The sequence below is a fragment of the Moraxella sp. K127 genome, assembly GCF_015223095.1.
GTDB lineage: Bacteria > Pseudomonadota > Gammaproteobacteria > Pseudomonadales > Moraxellaceae > Moraxella.
This window is the reverse complement of the sequence record NZ_JADFBZ010000014.1, coordinates 19,783-37,470: the sequence shown is the minus strand read 5'-3', so window position 1 is coordinate 37,470 and position 17,688 is coordinate 19,783. Positions and strand designations below refer to the sequence as shown.

21 protein-coding genes are annotated in these 17,688 nt (G+C 45.4%); 5 read left to right on the top strand and 16 right to left on the bottom strand.

What is annotated here, in order from left to right; genetic code table 11:
* Positions 1–18 precede the first annotated feature (18 nt).
* From lptB to IM753_RS04555, 15 genes are all read right to left on the bottom strand, one after another.
* The gene (gene lptB / locus IM753_RS04620; protein WP_065255752.1) at positions 19–744 is read right to left on the bottom strand and encodes an LPS export ABC transporter ATP-binding protein; all 726 of its coding nucleotides are present in this window, start codon (positions 742–744) and stop codon (positions 19–21) included.
* Positions 741–1,241: a lipopolysaccharide transport periplasmic protein LptA gene (lptA, locus tag IM753_RS04615; RefSeq protein ID WP_370582575.1), complete on the bottom strand. Its 501-nt coding sequence runs from the start codon at positions 1,239–1,241 to the stop codon at positions 741–743. Before lptA ends, lptB begins: the two co-directional genes overlap by 4 nt.
* Positions 1,242–1,285: 44 nt before the next feature.
* Complete coding sequence (gene lptC, locus IM753_RS04610) at positions 1,286–1,861, bottom strand: LPS export ABC transporter periplasmic protein LptC (protein WP_065255754.1); 576 nt, start codon at positions 1,859–1,861, stop codon at positions 1,286–1,288.
* 57 nt (positions 1,862–1,918) lie between these two features.
* Positions 1,919–2,440 carry an HAD family hydrolase gene (locus IM753_RS04605; RefSeq protein ID WP_066887790.1) on the bottom strand — a complete coding sequence of 174 codons (522 nt, stop codon included), beginning with the start codon at positions 2,438–2,440 and terminating at the stop codon, positions 1,919–1,921.
* 35 nt (positions 2,441–2,475) lie between these two features.
* Positions 2,476–3,465, bottom strand: coding sequence for an SIS domain-containing protein (locus IM753_RS04600; RefSeq protein ID WP_194108782.1), 990 nt, complete (start codon positions 3,463–3,465; stop codon positions 2,476–2,478).
* Positions 3,466–3,629: 164 nt separating this feature from the next.
* Positions 3,630–4,232, bottom strand: coding sequence for an RNA chaperone Hfq (hfq, locus tag IM753_RS04595; protein WP_065255757.1), 603 nt, complete (start codon positions 4,230–4,232; stop codon positions 3,630–3,632).
* Positions 4,233–4,297: 65 nt separating this feature from the next.
* Entirely contained in the window at positions 4,298–5,437 is a 1,140-nt protein-coding gene (gene miaA / locus IM753_RS04590; protein WP_065255758.1) for a tRNA (adenosine(37)-N6)-dimethylallyltransferase MiaA, read from the bottom strand.
* Positions 5,434–5,871: a tRNA (adenosine(37)-N6)-threonylcarbamoyltransferase complex ATPase subunit type 1 TsaE gene (gene tsaE / locus IM753_RS04585; protein ID WP_194108781.1), complete on the bottom strand. Its 438-nt coding sequence runs from the start codon at positions 5,869–5,871 to the stop codon at positions 5,434–5,436. The genes miaA and tsaE overlap by 4 nt, the downstream gene beginning before the upstream one ends.
* Positions 5,843–5,974 carry a hypothetical protein gene (locus IM753_RS13445; protein ID WP_370582826.1) on the bottom strand — a complete coding sequence of 44 codons (132 nt, stop codon included), beginning with the start codon at positions 5,972–5,974 and terminating at the stop codon, positions 5,843–5,845. Before IM753_RS13445 ends, tsaE begins: the two co-directional genes overlap by 29 nt.
* A 41-nt stretch (positions 5,975–6,015) precedes the next feature.
* Positions 6,016–6,612 (bottom strand): 6-carboxytetrahydropterin synthase, encoded by a 597-nt coding sequence (locus IM753_RS04575; RefSeq protein ID WP_065255760.1) that lies wholly within the window; start codon positions 6,610–6,612, stop codon positions 6,016–6,018.
* 125 nt (positions 6,613–6,737) lie between these two features.
* Positions 6,738–7,139 (bottom strand): biopolymer transporter ExbD, encoded by a 402-nt coding sequence (locus IM753_RS04570; protein ID WP_065255761.1) that lies wholly within the window; start codon positions 7,137–7,139, stop codon positions 6,738–6,740.
* A 9-nt stretch (positions 7,140–7,148) separates the two neighbouring features.
* The gene (locus tag IM753_RS04565; protein WP_065255762.1) at positions 7,149–7,703 is read right to left on the bottom strand and encodes a MotA/TolQ/ExbB proton channel family protein; all 555 of its coding nucleotides are present in this window, start codon (positions 7,701–7,703) and stop codon (positions 7,149–7,151) included.
* 43 nt (positions 7,704–7,746) lie between these two features.
* The gene (gene tolA, locus IM753_RS04560; protein WP_227713073.1) at positions 7,747–8,550 is read right to left on the bottom strand and encodes a cell envelope integrity protein TolA; all 804 of its coding nucleotides are present in this window, start codon (positions 8,548–8,550) and stop codon (positions 7,747–7,749) included.
* Entirely contained in the window at positions 8,504–8,791 is a 288-nt protein-coding gene (locus IM753_RS12960) for a hypothetical protein (protein WP_227713074.1), read from the bottom strand. The genes tolA and IM753_RS12960 overlap by 47 nt, the downstream gene beginning before the upstream one ends.
* A 177-nt stretch (positions 8,792–8,968) precedes the next feature.
* Complete coding sequence (locus IM753_RS04555; protein WP_065255764.1) at positions 8,969–10,165, bottom strand: AI-2E family transporter; 1,197 nt, start codon at positions 10,163–10,165, stop codon at positions 8,969–8,971.
* A gap of 351 nt (positions 10,166–10,516) precedes the next feature.
* Here IM753_RS04555 and ilvD point away from each other — a divergent pair, with 351 nt between their 5' ends.
* Entirely contained in the window at positions 10,517–12,415 is a 1,899-nt protein-coding gene (ilvD, locus tag IM753_RS04550) for a dihydroxy-acid dehydratase (RefSeq protein ID WP_065255765.1), read from the top strand.
* Between the two features lie 87 nt (positions 12,416–12,502).
* On the opposite strand, the gene IM753_RS04545 is transcribed toward ilvD, so the two are convergent.
* Positions 12,503–12,718 (bottom strand): hypothetical protein, encoded by a 216-nt coding sequence (locus IM753_RS04545; RefSeq protein WP_065255766.1) that lies wholly within the window; start codon positions 12,716–12,718, stop codon positions 12,503–12,505.
* Positions 12,719–12,788: 70 nt separating this feature from the next.
* Between IM753_RS04545 and IM753_RS04540 the strand changes: the two genes are divergently transcribed.
* From IM753_RS04540 to IM753_RS04525, 4 genes are all read left to right on the top strand, one after another.
* Positions 12,789–13,214 carry a helix-turn-helix domain-containing protein gene (locus IM753_RS04540; RefSeq protein WP_156065075.1) on the top strand — a complete coding sequence of 142 codons (426 nt, stop codon included), beginning with the start codon at positions 12,789–12,791 and terminating at the stop codon, positions 13,212–13,214.
* A gap of 12 nt (positions 13,215–13,226) precedes the next feature.
* Positions 13,227–13,805 carry a hypothetical protein gene (locus IM753_RS04535; RefSeq protein ID WP_065255768.1) on the top strand — a complete coding sequence of 193 codons (579 nt, stop codon included), beginning with the start codon at positions 13,227–13,229 and terminating at the stop codon, positions 13,803–13,805.
* Between the two features lie 246 nt (positions 13,806–14,051).
* Positions 14,052–15,776 (top strand): Hsp70 family protein, encoded by a 1,725-nt coding sequence (locus tag IM753_RS04530; RefSeq protein ID WP_194108772.1) that lies wholly within the window; start codon positions 14,052–14,054, stop codon positions 15,774–15,776.
* Positions 15,776–17,647 carry a J domain-containing protein gene (locus IM753_RS04525; RefSeq protein ID WP_194108771.1) on the top strand — a complete coding sequence of 624 codons (1,872 nt, stop codon included), beginning with the start codon at positions 15,776–15,778 and terminating at the stop codon, positions 17,645–17,647. The genes IM753_RS04530 and IM753_RS04525 overlap by 1 nt, the downstream gene beginning before the upstream one ends.
* The last annotated feature ends 41 nt before the right edge of the window (positions 17,648–17,688 follow it).

Sequence of the window (17,688 nt, the reverse complement as noted above, 5' to 3'; positions counted from 1 at the left end):
TGGCAGTCACGCTCCAACCTACACCACAAAATCTTTACCCAGATACACCCGTTGCACCAACTCATTTTGTAAAATATCATTGGGCGAGCCTTGGGCGATGATGTTGCCTTCGGACACGATATAAGCCTTTTCGCAGATGGATAAGGTCTCACGCACGTTATGGTCAGTAATCAGCACACCAATGCCCCGCTGTTTTAGGGCAGTGATGACGTCCTTGATGTCGCCCACCGAAATGGGGTCAACCCCTGCAAACGGCTCATCCAATAAGATAAACTTAGGGTTGCTTGCCAACGCTCGGGCTATCTCACAGCGACGACGTTCGCCCCCTGACACACTCATGCCCAGCGAATGCCGTACATGTTCTAAGTGGAACTCGCCAATGAGCTTTTCAAGCTCGGCATGTTGGGCAGGTTTGTCCAAATCCTGACGGATCTGTAATATCGCCAAAATGTTCTGCTCAATGGTCAGCTTACGAAAAATAGACGCTTCTTGGGGCAGATAGCCAATGCCCGCCTTGGCACGTTCATGCATGGCTTTTTTAGACAAATCAGTATTGCCCAGCATGACTTGCCCTTTATCCATCGGCACAAGCCCGATAACCATATAAAAACTGGTGGTCTTGCCCGCCCCATTAGGCCCTAAGATGCCCACCACTTGCCCTTCGTCTATCTCAAAGGAGACATCTTTGACCACCCAACGCTGTCCATAGCGTTTGCCCAAATGGTGCATGGCAAGCGTGGTCATGGGCGAACACCTGTTTGACTGTTGGACTCGCTCGGCGGAAACACCAACTCCACACGGCGGCCATCGCCAGCATTAGCCTCCACATCGCCCAGTTTTAGGCTATAACGGATGGTATTACCTGAAAAGCTCGCCCCTGCTTGGGTCAGTTTGGCATTGCCTGTAAGCGTGATGATGCCCGTCAGTGCATTATAATCAATCCTATTTGCTCGCCCCTTGGCAAGCCCCTTTTCTTGGGTAACGATTTGTTGCATGGTTGCAGGGCGACCTGTTGCCACGGCAGTTTTGATACTGCGTTTGTCATCTAAGTTTAGCGTAATGTTGTCAGCGGTGATTTTAAGCGTGCCTTGTTCAATGATGACATTACCCAAATAATTGGTTACACCTGTACGCTCACTATATGTTGCTTTATCGGCAAGCAGACGAATGGGCTGATTGGCATCCGATGGCAGTGCATGGGCGGATGATGCCATGCCAATACCTGCCACAGCCAGCAACATTTTGGGTGATATTAAGTGTGATGTTCTCATAAACTGTCCAATGGTTAAAATAATGATTTATCTACACGCTTAGGCGGAGTAAATTCCATTTGAATGTGGTAAAATTCATATTCACCTGTCTGCAAATCCCCAGTAAAGCCCTGTGCTATAAAACTATCTGCACCTTGGGTGATACTGATGGGTTTGTTGCTTGCCACTTGATACTGTTTGGTATTGGCTGTTAGCAAGTCGCCTTTGATGGTCATCTTAGGTTTGGTATCATCGCCTTGTCGTACCAACACAAAACCCTCTTGCAATAACAAATCACCCGTGGTCTGCTCCAAAATGGCAAGATTGGCTTCTAAATAATGGCTTTGCCCATTTGGGGGTGTCCAGTCCATTTTGACATTTCTCATCTCATCCATGCCTGCACTATTTTTTATCAAACTGTCTGCCATTAACGTGTATTCAATCTCACCTGTTTTGGGATTGGTCTGCACCGCTTTAATTTCGGTTACCTCATAGAAGACAGTAGGAGCAGATGGTACGGTAGGTTCAATTTTGACGTCTTCTTTATAAAAAAACCACACCCCAACCATGAGTGCCATCACACCCAGCACGCTAATAATTTTTAGATTCATGAGTGATTGTCTCTTATTATTACCAATTCTGATTGATATCAATCTAAGCGTATTAGGCTAGGTATATTGGGCGATAAAAGCATCATAAACGCCTTTTGCTTTTAATAACTGCTCACACACTTCACGCACCGCACCATGCCCACCTGTTTTGATGGTTATAATATCCGCCACCGCTTGTATCTGGGCACAGCCATTTGGTACAGACACACCCACACCCGCTTCACGCACAGCTTTTAAGTCGGGCAAATCATCGCCCATATACATACACTCACTCATAGACAATCCAAGCTCATCGGCAAGAGTGGACAAAGCGATAAATTTATCATCTCGTCCCTGTACCACATGGTCAATGCCAAGCTCATCAGCACGACGCACCACCATGGGTGAATCCCTGCCTGTAATGATGGCAAGGATAATCCCTTGCTTTTTGAGTGCTTTTAACCCCACACCATCTTGAACATAAAAGGCTTTGGTTTCTACACCATGGCTGTCATAGATGATTTGCCCATCCGACAAAATCCCATCCACATCCATGGCAAAAAGCTTGACGGTCTGCAATCGTTTGGTTAAGTCGCTCATGCCTCCTCCTTTTTTGTTTTTTTGTTATCAATCAGTTAATTCACGCCTGCTTTTAGCAAATCATGAATACCAATCACACCTTCAAGCCTACCCTTATTCAATACCAATAATTGGTTGATGGCACACTCATTCATAAGCGTTAAAGCATTGGATGCTCGCATATTGGCAGTTATGTGCTTAGGGTGCTTGGTCATGAGTGTACTCATGGGGGCGGATAGCGACACGTTATCCGCCAGTTTACGCCGTAAATCGCCATCGGTAAAAATACCCACCACATCATCTTGTTCATCAGCCACCACCGCCAAGCCCAGTCGCCCCCCCGTCATCACAAGCAGAGCCTTATCAAGACTGGTATCGGCTCGCACCACGGGCAGATTCTCAGTGTGCATGACATCCTTGACACGGGTCAATAGTTTACGCCCCAATGCCCCTGCTGGGTGCGACAAGGCAAAATCATTACTGGTAAAACCCCGAGCATGCAACAGTGCCACCGCCAACGCATCGCCTAATGCCAGTGTGGCAGTCGTGCTTGATGTCGGTGCCAATCCGAGCGGACAGGCTTCTTCAAAATTACCAAGGGTCAAAGCGATATTGGCAGATTTGGGTAAAAACCCACGACGGTCACGGCTGATACTGATTAGGGGAATGCCCAACTGTTTGACGACAGGGATGAGCATTTTAATCTCATCAGACTGCCCTGAATTAGAAATGGCAATCAGTACATCGCCCTGTACCAACATGCCCAAATCGCCATGCCCTGCTTCCCCTGGGTGCATAAAAAACGCAGGCGTGCCTGTGCTTGCCAATGTCGCCGCTATCTTACGCCCGATATGCCCGCTTTTGCCCATGCCTGTCACCACGACACGCCCCCGACACGCCAAAATCGCCTGACACGCCTGCACAAAACGCTCATCAAGCTCATTTTTAAGTAGTGCCAATGCTTCTTGTTCGGTATTAATGGCGGTCAAGCCCACGCTGATAAAGTCAGTATCAAGGTCGGCTGTGTTCGGGGTTTGGTCATTCATGAGTGGCAGATAGTCTATAAAATAAAATAGGTATGATACCATATTTGACGATGTTTTATGGCAAATTTTTATCAAACTGCGATAACTTTTATCATAAAAACTTTTACGATAAAAAAGCCCACATCATGTGAGCTTTTTGGCATGGTTAATTACCACGAGTGACGTCATTCATCGTCATTGGTTTTGTCAAACCCTTGGCGGTCAAAGGTGCTGTTGTCAAAGGCTTTATTATCAAATCCCTTGCCATCAAAACCACGTTCATTTTTCTCAAAGCCTTTACCATCAAAACCACGCTCTTCAAAACCTGAACGCTCAAAGCCCTGATTAAAGCCCATGCCCCCTTGTGGATAGCCACCACGTTCAAAGCCTTGACCGCTAAAACCTTGGTTTGGCGGAGTGCGAGTAAAGCCACCCACAGGACGGGTCGTGCCCGCCCCACCGCCAAAGCCTTGACGGTCAAAGCCTGCATTAGGATAGCCTGTGCCTTGATAGTTATTGCCACTCATCACGCCCACCGATGACGGATAACCCGTACCTGTGCTAGGGGTTGCACCATCTGTGCGTGGGTTGCGAGTGGGGACAACGGTAGAAATGGCGTGCTTATAGACCATTTGGCTGACGGTATTTTTAAGCAATACGACATACTGGTCAAATGACTCAATCTGACCTTGTAGCTTGATACCATTCACCAAAAAAATAGATACAGGAATGCGGTCTTTACGCAGAGCGTTTAGGAAGGGGTCTTGTAGGCTTTGCCCTTTTGACATTGTTGTTCTCCAAAATTAACACAAGAAAAAGCAACCAGCGGTGCTTGGAAAAATACGTTAAAAAATCACGCCAAAAGCTCATTTTGTGCGTCTTTCATGCTTGCAAATGAAAAAATCCGTTGCTGTGATTGGGGGTCACTTGTTATGCTGGCCTTTGTTTTATTCATTTCGTTGGCGTTTATAAATTGGGGTAAACTGGTCAGTTGTTTTTGCCATGTTGATTGGCGTTTTGCCAGTTGCCTTGTTGCATATAATGCCTTATTTTTCATGTCTTGGCAAGCCATATCATGCATATTTTGCCCTTTTGTTACAAAATTCTTGCCATTTTCGGCAGTCATTTTGTTGTTTTTTTGTAAATTTAGAGCAAACGCTTGCCAAATGGGGGAAATTTGCATAATCTCATGGTCGGTTATCGCCAAAAATTCCAATACCTGCCGATAGCCCACGCACCGCATGGACGGCATATCAGGCGTTAGGTCGGGGTATTTTTGCAAAAGATAAATCACTTCATCTACCAGACCCTGCTCCCACATGATATCAAGGCGTTTGGCGATACGCTCATGTAACCACGCACGCTCAGGCTCTACCGATAGGGTTAGCCAATATTGGTGCGGATTTTGGCACGGGGCGACTTTGGGCGTATCTTGCCAAACACTCATGGGCGTGCCTGTCTGCATATGCACTTCTACTGCCCTTGTGATACGCTGGGTGTCGGATATTTTTAGACGCTGACAAATCTTAGGGTCGTGCATTTGCAGATAAGCGTACAACTCGCCAATGCCTTTGTCAGACAGCCACGCCATGACCTGTCCACGAATGACGGGGTCGGTGTCAGGCACGGCGGACAAGCCGTCAAGTAGTGCCATATAATACATCATCGTACCGCCCACAAGTAGCGGAATCTTACCCCGTGTGTGAACGTCGCCAATGAGTCGCTCCACGTCCGCCACAAAAGTCGCCACATTATAAGTTTCGGTTGGCTTGATGATATTAACGAGATGATGCGGAAAACGGGCAAGCTCATCATCGGTCGGTTTTGCTGTGCCGATGTTCATGTCCTGATAAATCAACGCACTGTCCACCGAAATCAGCTCAAACCGCCCCGTCTCATACAGACGGCACGCCAAATCGGTCTTACCGCTAGCAGTCGGGGCGATAAGGGATAGGACGGTGTTATCAGGCAGGGATTGATAATGTAAATTCATGACAACTCTAGCTCAATCCCAACAATCTGAACCGCCCTACTCTCATCGGCTTGTCTTGTAATGTTTATCGTTATATCAGGCTTTAGTAAAATGCTCTCGGCACGACTTGCCCATTCGATGACAACCAGCGAATTTGACTCATCAAAATATTCAAAAAAGCCAATAAAATCCAGCTCTTCTGGGTCATTTAGGCGATATAGGTCGGCATGGTACACGGGCTTGCCGTTGATGCTATACGGCTCAACTAGGGTATAAGTTGGGCTTTTTACCGCCCCTGTATGCCCTAATGCACGCAAAAGATAACGGGTAAAGGTCGTCTTGCCCGCCCCCAAATCGCCCGATAGCCACAGACTGCCTGTGGGATTGATTTTGGCAAGGGCGTTGGCAAGACGCTCGGTGTCGGTTTCATTGTTTAAAATAATGGTATTCATCATCGCTAAGAGTATCATCACAATTGGCAAATAATGTTTTGCCACGTTCAAAAAGAGCTTTCATTTTTTCATTGGGTTCGGGCGGATTTTGTAGAATTTGCAACATTCGTTCCCATTCTTGTTCATTTAAATAAACACCCTTATCCGTCATACTTTAACCTGTCTTAACGGCTGTGGATTGACAAATTTCTCACCACGTTTTAGCTTATCAAACAGCTCGCTATCGCCCCACTCGGCTTTGACTTGTTCGCTAAAATCAAACATATCCAGCGACAATTTGCCCATGCGTTCGTTTTCCACATCTTCTTTAAAACACTGAGCATAGCCTGTGGCGGTCTCGTGGACGATGACCGAATAGACAGATACGCCTGTTTCGCCATTTTGGGTGGTGGTATTTTGCATGACTTTGTCCGCCCAATAAAAAATCACACGGCTAAACTGCTCGGCAGACGGCGACACAGGCAGGCTTATCCAGCGAGCCGAAAAGTCCTTGCACGCACGGATATAATCGCTATCGTCCTTATCCCAAAAGGTAATGGCATGGTCAAAGCTGTCAATCAAGTCCTTGATGTGCGACTTTAATAGCCCAAAATCATAGACCATTTGCCCATTGTCAAGGGCGTGGGCTTCTAAAATCAGCTCCACTTGGTAGCTATGCCCATGAATGGAACGACTACAACGGTCGGACGTGCAGTTACGGACGATGTGGGCATTTTCAAATTTAAAGAGTTTACGGATACGCATTTTTGAATGTTGTGTAGTTAATTTTTTGTATTATATCATGAAATTTGGGTTTTGGACGGATACGCATTTTTAGCCCAAATAAATAAAACCCCACATAATGCAGGGCTTTATTGATTGAAAAGTATTTATTCATTGACAAAAGCAATCTTAGTCAGCCCTGCCCCACTTGCCGTTGCCAGCACTTGGGCGACTGTGTCATATTTGCCTTCTTTATCAGCACGCAGATGAACCTGTGGGTCTTTACCTTTTGCCACTTCTTCGCCAAAACGAGCGGAAAGCTCATCTAGGCTCAGTTTGGTCTCGTCCCAAAAAATCTCGCCCTTGTCATTGATACTCACCTGTATCACATCGGGGGGCATGTCATTGACCTGTGCCGATGTCTTTGGTAAATCAAGCGGTACGGTCGGGTTTAGCACCGTTGCCGTAACCAAAAAGATAATCATGAGTACCAGCATGATGTCAATCAAGGGAATAAGGTTAATCTCATTCATGCCCCCATTGTCGTTGTCGCCTAGCTCAAATGCCATATCGCCCCCTTAGCGAGCCACACGGGCAAGCAGTGCGTGAGCGGTATCGTTGGCGTGATGAATGGCACGCTTATTGATACGTGTGATGATGTTAAAAAACACCACCGCAGGAATCGCCACCGCCAGACCTAAACCTGTCATAATCAAGGCTTCACCCACCGGCCCTGCCACTTGGGCAAGTCCTGCCTGCCCGCTCTGACCGATAGAATGCAAGGCATGAAAAATCCCCCACACCGTCCCAAACAGCCCGATAAATGGGGCAATGGCAGCGGTCGTACCCAGTACCGATAAGCCCTTTTCAAGCTCAAAACGGTAGCGAGCGATGTTCTGTAACAGGCTCTGCTCGGTGATGATTTTGCGTTGATTAAAATCAAGCTCGCCAAAATCTTTGCTGACGTTATCAATCTCGGCAGTGAGCTCATCGCCAATCACGCCTGCCATTTGGCGAGAGCTAAGCAGGCGAGTAATACCCACAAACCATGAAACCAATGACAAAGCAATCAAGATAAAAAATAATGTTTTACTGACCATGTCAGTATATTGCCAATAATGTGCAAAATCCATAATCATTCCTTATAAAGAATGGGTTAAGTAAAATTGTTGTATGCTAATTTTTTTCATTAAAATTAATCCCATAGCTTGCAGTACCTGACATCGGCTGACCACTTGCTGATTTAAAGGGATGTAATCTGGCTTGTGTTAATGCTCGCCTGATTTGTCTGTTTAGGTTTGCATTACCCGTATTAATACCAGATATATTCGTAATTTTACCAGTGGCATCTACCGTCAGTGTTACTGTAAAAGGTGGTGGTGTACCCGACACTTCACTAAAATCAAGCCCACGAAAATTCGGCGGTCTTTGCCAACTGGCATTGGAGACAGTGCCAAGATTTTGACCTTTTAGCTCGCCGCCGCCAGTACCACCACTTTTTGTCGTGTCTTTATTGCCAGTTTTATTGTCGGTTTTGGTGTCTTTACCATCACCGCCCCTGCCTTGACCTTGTTCGGCACGGGCTTTGGCATCGGCTTCGGCTTTGGCACGAGCATCGGCTTCTGCCTTGGCTTTTGCTCTTGCGTCCGCTTCGGCACGGGCTTTGGCATCGGCTTCGGCTTTTTGGCGTGCCAATTCTGCCTGTCTGTCTCGCTCAGCTTGTTGGCGTGCTAACTCAGCTTGTCTGTCTCGCTCAGCTTGGCGTTCTCTTTCTTGTTGCTCACGCTCACGCTGTTCTCGCTCTCTTTGCTGTTGTAGTTCAAAGGCTTTTTGAGCCCGCTCCTGAGCGATGATGTCCACCTGTGGCTCTGTAACCTTGGGCGGTTCTTTGGATTCGAGTTTAACAGATTCTTTTTTGGGTTCAGGTCTAGACTCAGGCGGGAGCTTTTGGTGGTGGTGGACTTGCCTTTGGTGGGGCAGGTGCTGCCACAGACTGTGCAGGGGTGGGCGTTGGCTCAGGAGCAGGTATGGGAGTTGGTGGCTCGGGCGACTCTTCGTTATTAAGCTTAATCATCTGAATTTCAAGCGGTGGCGTGATTTTGGGTGGCTCGATATGGAGCATTTGCATGGTCGCCAAACCCACGCCTGCCACGCCATGCAAAATAATCGCCACAGCCGCCGCCAACACCTTGTATTTATTAGAATGCTCAAAAGTCATCATCACAAGCCCACAAAAGAAAAACGCTGTTTTTGGGTTTAAACAGCATTGATCATAACAAAAAGTTATACAAAACGGATAAAAAAGTAAGAAACGATAACAATTATCAATCGGTATATTATCTTAAATTTTGTACAAATTGCAAGGGGTTAAGAATGATTATTTTTAAAAATTTCACAATTAAGATTTCTCGTCCGTGTCGTCCGTTTCTTGCTTTGGAGATAACACCACCACTTTCGGCTCGCTTTTTGCCTTATAAGCGTCATAATCGGCATAGGGGTCGGTTTTCATGTCGTTTTCGTTTTGGTCAAGCACTTTGATTGAATAATCTTGTAAGACAAACTTCACATACACCACCTGCACCCACACAATCGCTACCACCATAAGCGGTGTCGCCATGGCAATGCCAAGCACGCCAGTAAGCGTTCCCATGATGATTTGCGAAAGTAGCAGAGCCACAGGGGGCAGGTCGATGAGTCGTTGTTGCACCATTGGGGCGACCACATAGCTTTCTAACTGCTGAACCACGACAATCATAACAAGTGTCCACAGTAACAAATCAGGCGAGACAATCAGCACAAGGAGCAAAATCGGCACCGCCGACAGCCAAGGACCAATCACAGGCACAAAATCCAGCACAAAGGCAATCACGCCCATTGCCAACGCAAACGGAATGCCCATAAGCCACAACGCCACCCCTGTCGCCACACCCACAAACGCCATGACCACAAACTGCCCGATGAGCCATTGCTCTATCGCTCCATAACTGCGTTTTAGCAGGTATTCGCCCTTGTCTCGATACGGCTTTGGCACAAGGGCAATGGCACTTTTGGTGTACACGCTTGGCGATAATGCCAAAAACAGCCCCACCACCAAAATCACAAAAAACGTCCCCAAACCGCTTAACATACCCCCAAAAAATGCAGGCAATCCGCCGACAATGTTTTCTTGGAATTTGGCAAAAAATGCCTTGGGGTCTTGTTGAAATTCCACTGCCCACGCATTTTGGGTCAGCCATTCATAGATGACAGGATAGCCCTTGGCGTACTCTTTTATGGCATCAAAGGACTTGGGGGCAAGCTCTTTCATGTCTTGAAATTGGGCGACAAGCTCCGAGCCAAACATCGCCAAAAACCCTGCCACCACCGACAGCACCGCCACCGTTACCGCACCGACTTGCACGCCGTGGGGCAGTTTGGCAAAGTAGTCGCCCACTTTGGGAATTTGGCAGGTGAGCCGTGCCAAACTTAGCAAAAACACCGCCACCAAAATGGACGCAAATACCATAAGCCACACTTGGATAAGATAATAAAAACTCATCAAAAATAGGACAAGGGTGACAAAAAAGACAATGGCGGATTTGTAAGATGTGGTCATGGCAGGCACTTAGATGAATGGGCTAAATTGGTTTGATGCAGATTGGATAAATAAAAGTGCAAATGTAGCCCAAAATGGCGAATTTGGCAAGGGATTTTTGTAAAATGCTGATTTATGGTCAATTATCCCAATTTGCACCAATGCTAACTTTTAAACAATTCATTTGTCGTATGGCAGGGTGCGTAATACACACCTTACTGCCATTGGTGCATTTTAAAGTTAAATGATTGTATTTTTATAATTAAAAGTTTGTAAATTTATAAAAATTATAAATAAAATTTGTCAAATATTATCCTTTAAAAAGTGCTAAAATAACCCTTTTAGCCAACCGCCAATTTAGGAAAAAAAATTATGCCACAATACCGCTCAAAAACTTCCACACACGGTCGCAACATGGCAGGGGCAAGAGCCTTATGGCGTGCCACAGGCATGACGGACGATGATTTTAATAAGCCAATCATTGCCATTGCCAACTCATTCACGCAGTTTGTGCCGGGTCATGTTCATCTAAAAGACATGGGGCAACTTGTCGCCCGTGAGATTGAAAAGGCAGGGGGCGTTGCCAAAGAATTTAACACCATTGCCGTGGATGACGGCATTGCCATGGGGCATGGCGGTATGCTGTATAGCTTGCCAAGCCGTGATTTGATTGCCGACAGCGTGGAATATATGGTAAACGCCCACTGTGCAGATGCCCTTGTGTGTATCTCCAACTGCGATAAAATCACCCCTGGTATGCTCATGGCTGCCTTACGCCTAAATATCCCTGTGGTCTTTGTCTCAGGCGGCCCTATGGAAGCTGGCAAGGTGCTGGCAAGCGAAGTACATGACGGACACATGACGCACGAGACCATTACCGATGAGAGTGGTAAAAAGATACGTAAACTTGACCTAGTCGATGCGATGATTGATGCCGCCGATGACCTTATCAGCGATGAAGACGTGGCAAATGTGGAGCGTTCTGCTTGCCCAACTTGTGGCTCATGCTCGGGTATGTTTACCGCCAACTCCATGAACTGCCTAACCGAAGCATTGGGGCTGTCATTGCCTGCCAACGGCTCACTACTTGCCACGCACGCCAAGCGTAAAGAGCTTTTCTTGGAAGCAGGTCGGCTGATTGTTGAGCTTGCCAAACGCCATTATGAACAAGATGATTATAGCGTTTTGCCACGCTCTATCGCTACCAAAGATGCATTTTTAAACGCCATGAGCCTTGATATTGCCATGGGCGGTAGTACCAACACCATTTTGCACCTATTGGCGGCGGCAAATGAAGCAGGCGTGGACTTTAAAATGGCGGACATTGACCGTCTATCTCGTGCCGTGCCGTGCCTATCCAAAGTCGCCCCTGCCACGCAAAAATACCACATGGAAGACGTGCACCGTGCAGGGGGCGTGATGGGGATTTTGGCGGAGCTTGATAGAGCAGGACTAATCCGCACCAACGTGCCAACCGTGCATAGCCCGACCCTAGCGGACGCCCTTGCCAAATGGGACGTAATGAACCCTGATAACCAAACCGCCCGAGAGCTGTACATTGCCGCCCCTGCTGGCGTACGCACCACGCAGGCATTTAGCCAAAACAAAGTCTGGGGCAATCTTGATTTGAACCGTGAATCGGGCTGTATCCGCTCCAAAGAATTTGCGTACAGTCAAGACGGCGGTTTGGCGGTGCTGTTTGGCAACATTGCCGAGCGTGGCTGTGTGGTCAAAACCGCAGGCGTGGACGAGAGCATTTTGACCTTTACAGGGCGTGCCAGAGTCTTTGAAAGCCAAGACAGTGCAGTAGAAGCAATTTTGGCGGACAAAATCGTGGCAGGCGACATCGTCATTATCCGCTATGAAGGCCCCAAAGGCGGGCCTGGTATGCAAGAAATGCTCTACCCCACGTCTTATCTAAAATCCAAAGGTCTAGGCAAGGCGTGTGCGTTGCTCACGGACGGCAGATTTAGCGGTGGTACATCGGGGCTGTCTATCGGACACGCAAGCCCTGAGGCTGCCGAAGGTGGTGCGATTGGGCTTGTGGAAGAGTTTGACATCATCAAGATTGACATTCCAAACCGCACCATTCATCTGGACGTATCGGACGATGAGCTTGCCAAACGCCGTGCCGCCATGAACGAGCGTGGCAAACAAGCGTGGAAACCTGTAGACCGTGAACGCTATGTGTCCCAAGCCTTGCGAGCCTATGCCGCTATGGCGACAAGTGCCGATACAGGGGCAGTGAGAGATGTGAGTCAAGTTGAGTGATTGTCAATTTGGCATAAAAAACTGGACAAGGTTGATTGTCCAGTTTTTTATTAGGTAAAATTTAATGGTTGGAATTTTCAAATTAGATTAGTTATATCTAAATCCTTTTGATTTCATGCATTGATTTAGTAAAGCAGTTTTTTCGTCTTTACTGACCTTTGCCAATCCAATTTCATATTGACATTTTGCCAACTGGTTTTGGGTTTCGTATAGATTAACACCTGCTTTATTCCATGTTGGGTCAGAACACGCTGTTAAAAATAATGGCAAAACCGCCACAATAGCCAAAGAAGGTTTTTTCATGGTAAATTTCTCCAAGATTGAATATATTGATGATTTTATCATTTCGTGATATGCTTAACCATTCCAAAAAGTGAAATTTACTGGCGAAAAAGTGGAGAATTGTATGCTGGTTTTTGAAAAAATAAAAGACATAAGAGAAACCAAGGGGTTTACACAAGAAGAGATTGCAAATGCGTTGGAAATCTCCCCAAGTGGTTATTCTAAGATTGAACGTGGTGAAACTAGGATTAGCATTGACCGCCTACAACAGATTGCTGATATTTTGGAAGTTAATATCTTTGATTTAATCCCAAATAAAGAACATAATATTATCTATGAGTTGAATGGTGGATACAATAATTTTCAAGGCAATTATTATAGCGGAGATAAATCACAAGCTGAAATTGAAAAATTGCAACTCATTATCGCTCATAAAGATGAATTACTTGCCCAAAAAGATGATGAATTAAAAACCTTAAAAGGAATTTTGGCATTACTCCAAGAAAAACTTGCCTAGTTTTACATTATTATGCTAAAAGCCTTTTTATTATTCCTTTATGCCACTATCAAAACCATAGGCTTAATTATCCTATGGTTTGTTTTAGCAGGTGTCATTTCTCATGGTATCAGCGAATTAAACACAGAGCGTTATCAGCTCAATGATACGCCCCATGATGGATTTATGATAATTGGTACAGATGCCGATAATGGCTATTATCGTCAAACGTGGCAAGAATATCAAACCAATCCCAAACTGCCATTAACCATACCTGACAAGGATTGCATAGAAGATTGTTTAAAACAGTTGGATAATGGCAACTATCTGTTTATCAATGAAAGTGCTATGTATATGAGCCATTCTGAATATCAGATTAAGGGCAATAAAATTATACCCATATCTTTTAAAACCTATCATCTAGGGCATATATTTGTCGGTATGATTGGGGCGTTTTTTGTCAGGGGATTTTTAAAATACTTGTTTAGCATTTTTCAAATCAGAAAAGACAAACAAGCGATGATAAGTTATCATAAAGAATTGGCTAAAAATCTACTTATTGCTTGTGCTGTCTTAGGCATATTTTGGGCGGTAATTTATCTGACGGCATAGTTTTGGTAAAATGGCATGATTTAAACTTTTGGTATTATTCATTAACTATACCTTTGGATAAATTTGTAGGGGAAAATCACATTTGCCCTTTGATAAGATGTTGATTTTTGGGCGAATTGCAATTCGCCCCTACACATTCAAATTTTAAAATATATTTTTATTTAACAATCCCAAACTCTTAAAATAACCCATTTTACCGCCAAAATCTGTTATAATTCTTATTTTCATTTTAAAAATAGGATTATTATGATAGTCGGCATTGATTTGGGGACGACCAACAGCCTCATCAGTTATTTTAAAGACGGCAAACCCACACTTATCCCAAACGCACTTGGCAAGGTGCTAACGCCGTCTGTGGTGAGCGTGGACGATGACGGGCGGATTTTGGTTGGCGAACCTGCCAAAGAACGCTTGATTAGCCACCCGACCGCCACCGCCAGCACCTTTAAACGCTTTATGGGAAGCCAAAAAACCTACACGCTCACCACAGGCAAGCACAGCCAAAAGTTTAGCCCCGAAGAGCTGTCGGCACTTATCCTAAAATCACTCAAACAAGACGCACAAACACATCTGGGGTATGACGTTACGGACGTGGTCATTACGGTGCCTGCCTACTTTAACGACCACCAACGAGAAGCCACCAAAACATCAGCAACACTTGCAGGGCTAAATGTCGTCCGTCTCATCAACGAGCCGACCGCCGCCGCTATGGCGTATGGCTTGCATGAGTATGATGACGATGATGAACGCAAATTTTTGGTACTGGATTTGGGCGGAGGGACGTTTGACGTTACCTTGCTTGAACTGTTTGCAGGGGTCATGGAAGTCAAAGCGTCCGCAGGGGATAACCTGTTGGGCGGAGAAGATTTTACCGACATCATCATCAAAGATTTTATCGCTCATCACGAAAAACAAGGCACGCCTGCCGACTTTTGGCAACGTCATTACGCTCTGCTGTACGATGCTTGTGAGTCTGCCAAACGAACCTTATCCACCCAAAATAACACCGAGATTCGTCTAACGCTTGATGAAAAAGAGTACAATTATACACTAAATGACGATGAGTTTGAGACACTCTGCCAGTCCCTATTTGCCAAAATCACCGCCCCCATAGAACGCACGGTGCGAGATGCAGGGCTAAAAGTGCGAGAGTTGGACGCCATTGTGTTAGTTGGCGGTTCTACTCGTATGCCCATGTTTAAAAAGATGATAGCCCGTCTGCTTGGGCGTTTTCCCACCGCAAGCCTAAATCCTGATGAAGCCATTGGCATTGGGGCGAGCATTCAGGCGGGACTTATCGCCGAAGATTCTGCCTTAGATGAGCTGGTTCTGACAGACGTATCGCCCTATTCGCTTGGGGTGCAGACCAGTATGCAGATAAGTGAAACCGAGAGACGGGACGGCATTTTTGCCCCTATCATTGAGCGAAATACGGTCATTCCTACCAGTCGTGTGCAAAATTTTAGCCCTGTTTATAATGACCAAACCGAAGTGCGATTTGGCATTTATCAAGGCGAAGCTCGGCTGGTCAAGGATAACATCAAACTGGGCGAAATCACCGTCAAAGTCCCCCATGCCTACAAAGGCAAAACCACCGAGCTATCCATAGACGTGCGTTTTTCTTATGACGTGAACGGGCTTTTGGAAGTGGACATAGACGCAGGGGGCAATCAGCACAATCTTGTGATAGAAAATGGGGCAAAACGCCTAACCGACACCGAGCTAAAAGCGTCTAAAGACAAACTTTCCGCCCTAAAAATCCACCCACGAGACACGCTAGAAAGTCGCACGCTCATCGCACGATCCGAACGCTTGTACTCTCAACGGCTAGGACATGACAGGGACGAAGTGGGGCGACTCATCGCATGGTTTGAGAGCGTGCTTGACAGCCAAGACACCGACAAAATCCGCCACGCCCAAGTCAAATTTGGTGAATTTTTGGATAACATAGAAAGCAGGGACGACTGGTGATGACGGCATGGCAAATACTGGGCATAGAGCCGACCGATGACGAATCCGCCATTAAAAAGGCTTATGCCAAACAGCTCAAACACAACAAACCCGACAAAAATCCAGACGGCTTTAAGGCGTTGCGTGAAGCCTATGAAACCGCCCTTGCCACACGCTATTATTATGCCAATGATGACGATGATGATTATCAAGATGATGATTGGCAAGATGACAGCGTGGGCGATGAATGTGCGGACGATGACAAGACTAATCATCTTGATAACAATCATGATGACACAAAGGACATAGCCAAGCCTAGCCAACACGGGCTTATCATCACAAATTATACCAGTGCGTTTGATGAGTCGCTACTGGATAAATCGCCATTGGCGGACGATGACGAGCATTCGCACGATACGCCTTATGATAAGACAGCCGATGACAGCCATAACAGCGATGATGATTGGCAGGACGTGGACAACAGCCCACATTTTAGCTCGTTGTGGTATGACATTGACAATGATGATGACGTGGCAGACAAAGACCAAGCCCTACTTGACGTACTCTACGCCCAAACCGACAGTTTGTACACATTCGCCCTTGATGAACGTATGGATTATGAACAGGTATTGTTGGACTTTTTGACATGGTCAAATGCCGAATATCCCAAAAGCTATCGCCATGCGTTTGGGACATTTGCGTGGCATGAAATCATACAATCATGGCAAATAGAGCGTTATCCGTGGTCTCGGTTGATTGAGTTGCAAGAGCGGTATCAATACCAAGCACCGCCCTTTTCGACTTATGGTAAATTCCATGAATTTTTAATGGATAATTACCCTGTCTTATATAATTATTATTATTCGCCAAAACCCAGAAATCGGGCGGTGTTTTTATGGCATTTTATCAAAAAATCTTTTTATCCTGAATATCTGCTTGTATTAAACCATGATTTACAAAAGGTCAATGAATTATTAACCCGACACGCCAATCAAGAACAAGAAAACTCAAATGGTAATAACCTGTATCACAATATCCTAAATCATGATAAAGAATATGGCTTATTAAATCAATGTGTCAATAAAGGCGTATTTAGACCCATTTATCTGGCATTTGCTTTTGGTGGGGTGTTTTTAATAGGTTCAATTATTTCCTTAATCATCGCTGGCGATTTGTCATGGTTAAATCGCCATGTTTTGCTGATTGCTTTATTTGTATTTGCCATGATGATTTTTTGGCAATTACGTTGGCATTTATTTGCCAATCCCAGTGAGTTTTCTTATCAAGATTATGCCTATCAGCCCAATGCTCATTTTTTAAGAAGTTTATATATTTCATTGCCGTTAATTTTTGGCATTCTGTCATTTTCATTTTATCGGGTTTGGAAAGAACATGAAGTTGTCATAGACGGCGTAACGAATATTACCGAGCTGTATGACAAACCAAGCTATTTCTTGACTCATTTGGCAGGATTTGGACTGTGGTGGTCGCTCATGCGAGCCAATCGCTATGGCAATCCTTTTGTCATACAGGCGTATTGGGTGGCGGTATTTGTGTTTTTGATATTGGCGGTATTTTATCCGAGCGTGGTTTTAATAACTCAGGATTTAGAAGTTAAAAAATTCATCATGGCATATACGCCTTTATTGTGGGTTATTATTTGTTTGCCGATTGGTATTCATCTATTTGCCCATAATGACAAAATGCACTGGCTACACCCTATGGCGAATTTAAGCCTACAAATACTGGTTGGTGTCTCCATGCTATTTATGTTTTTTGCAATGATTTATGCTTTATGCTTATTATTGTCATTGCCGTTACTTAGTGTGATTGTCGCTTTTGGGATATTTTTATTTTTTAAATCGTTCACTTATGAAACAGAAGAAGAGTGATAAATAGTTACAGTAGGTGCGTATTACCATATTTGGGCATG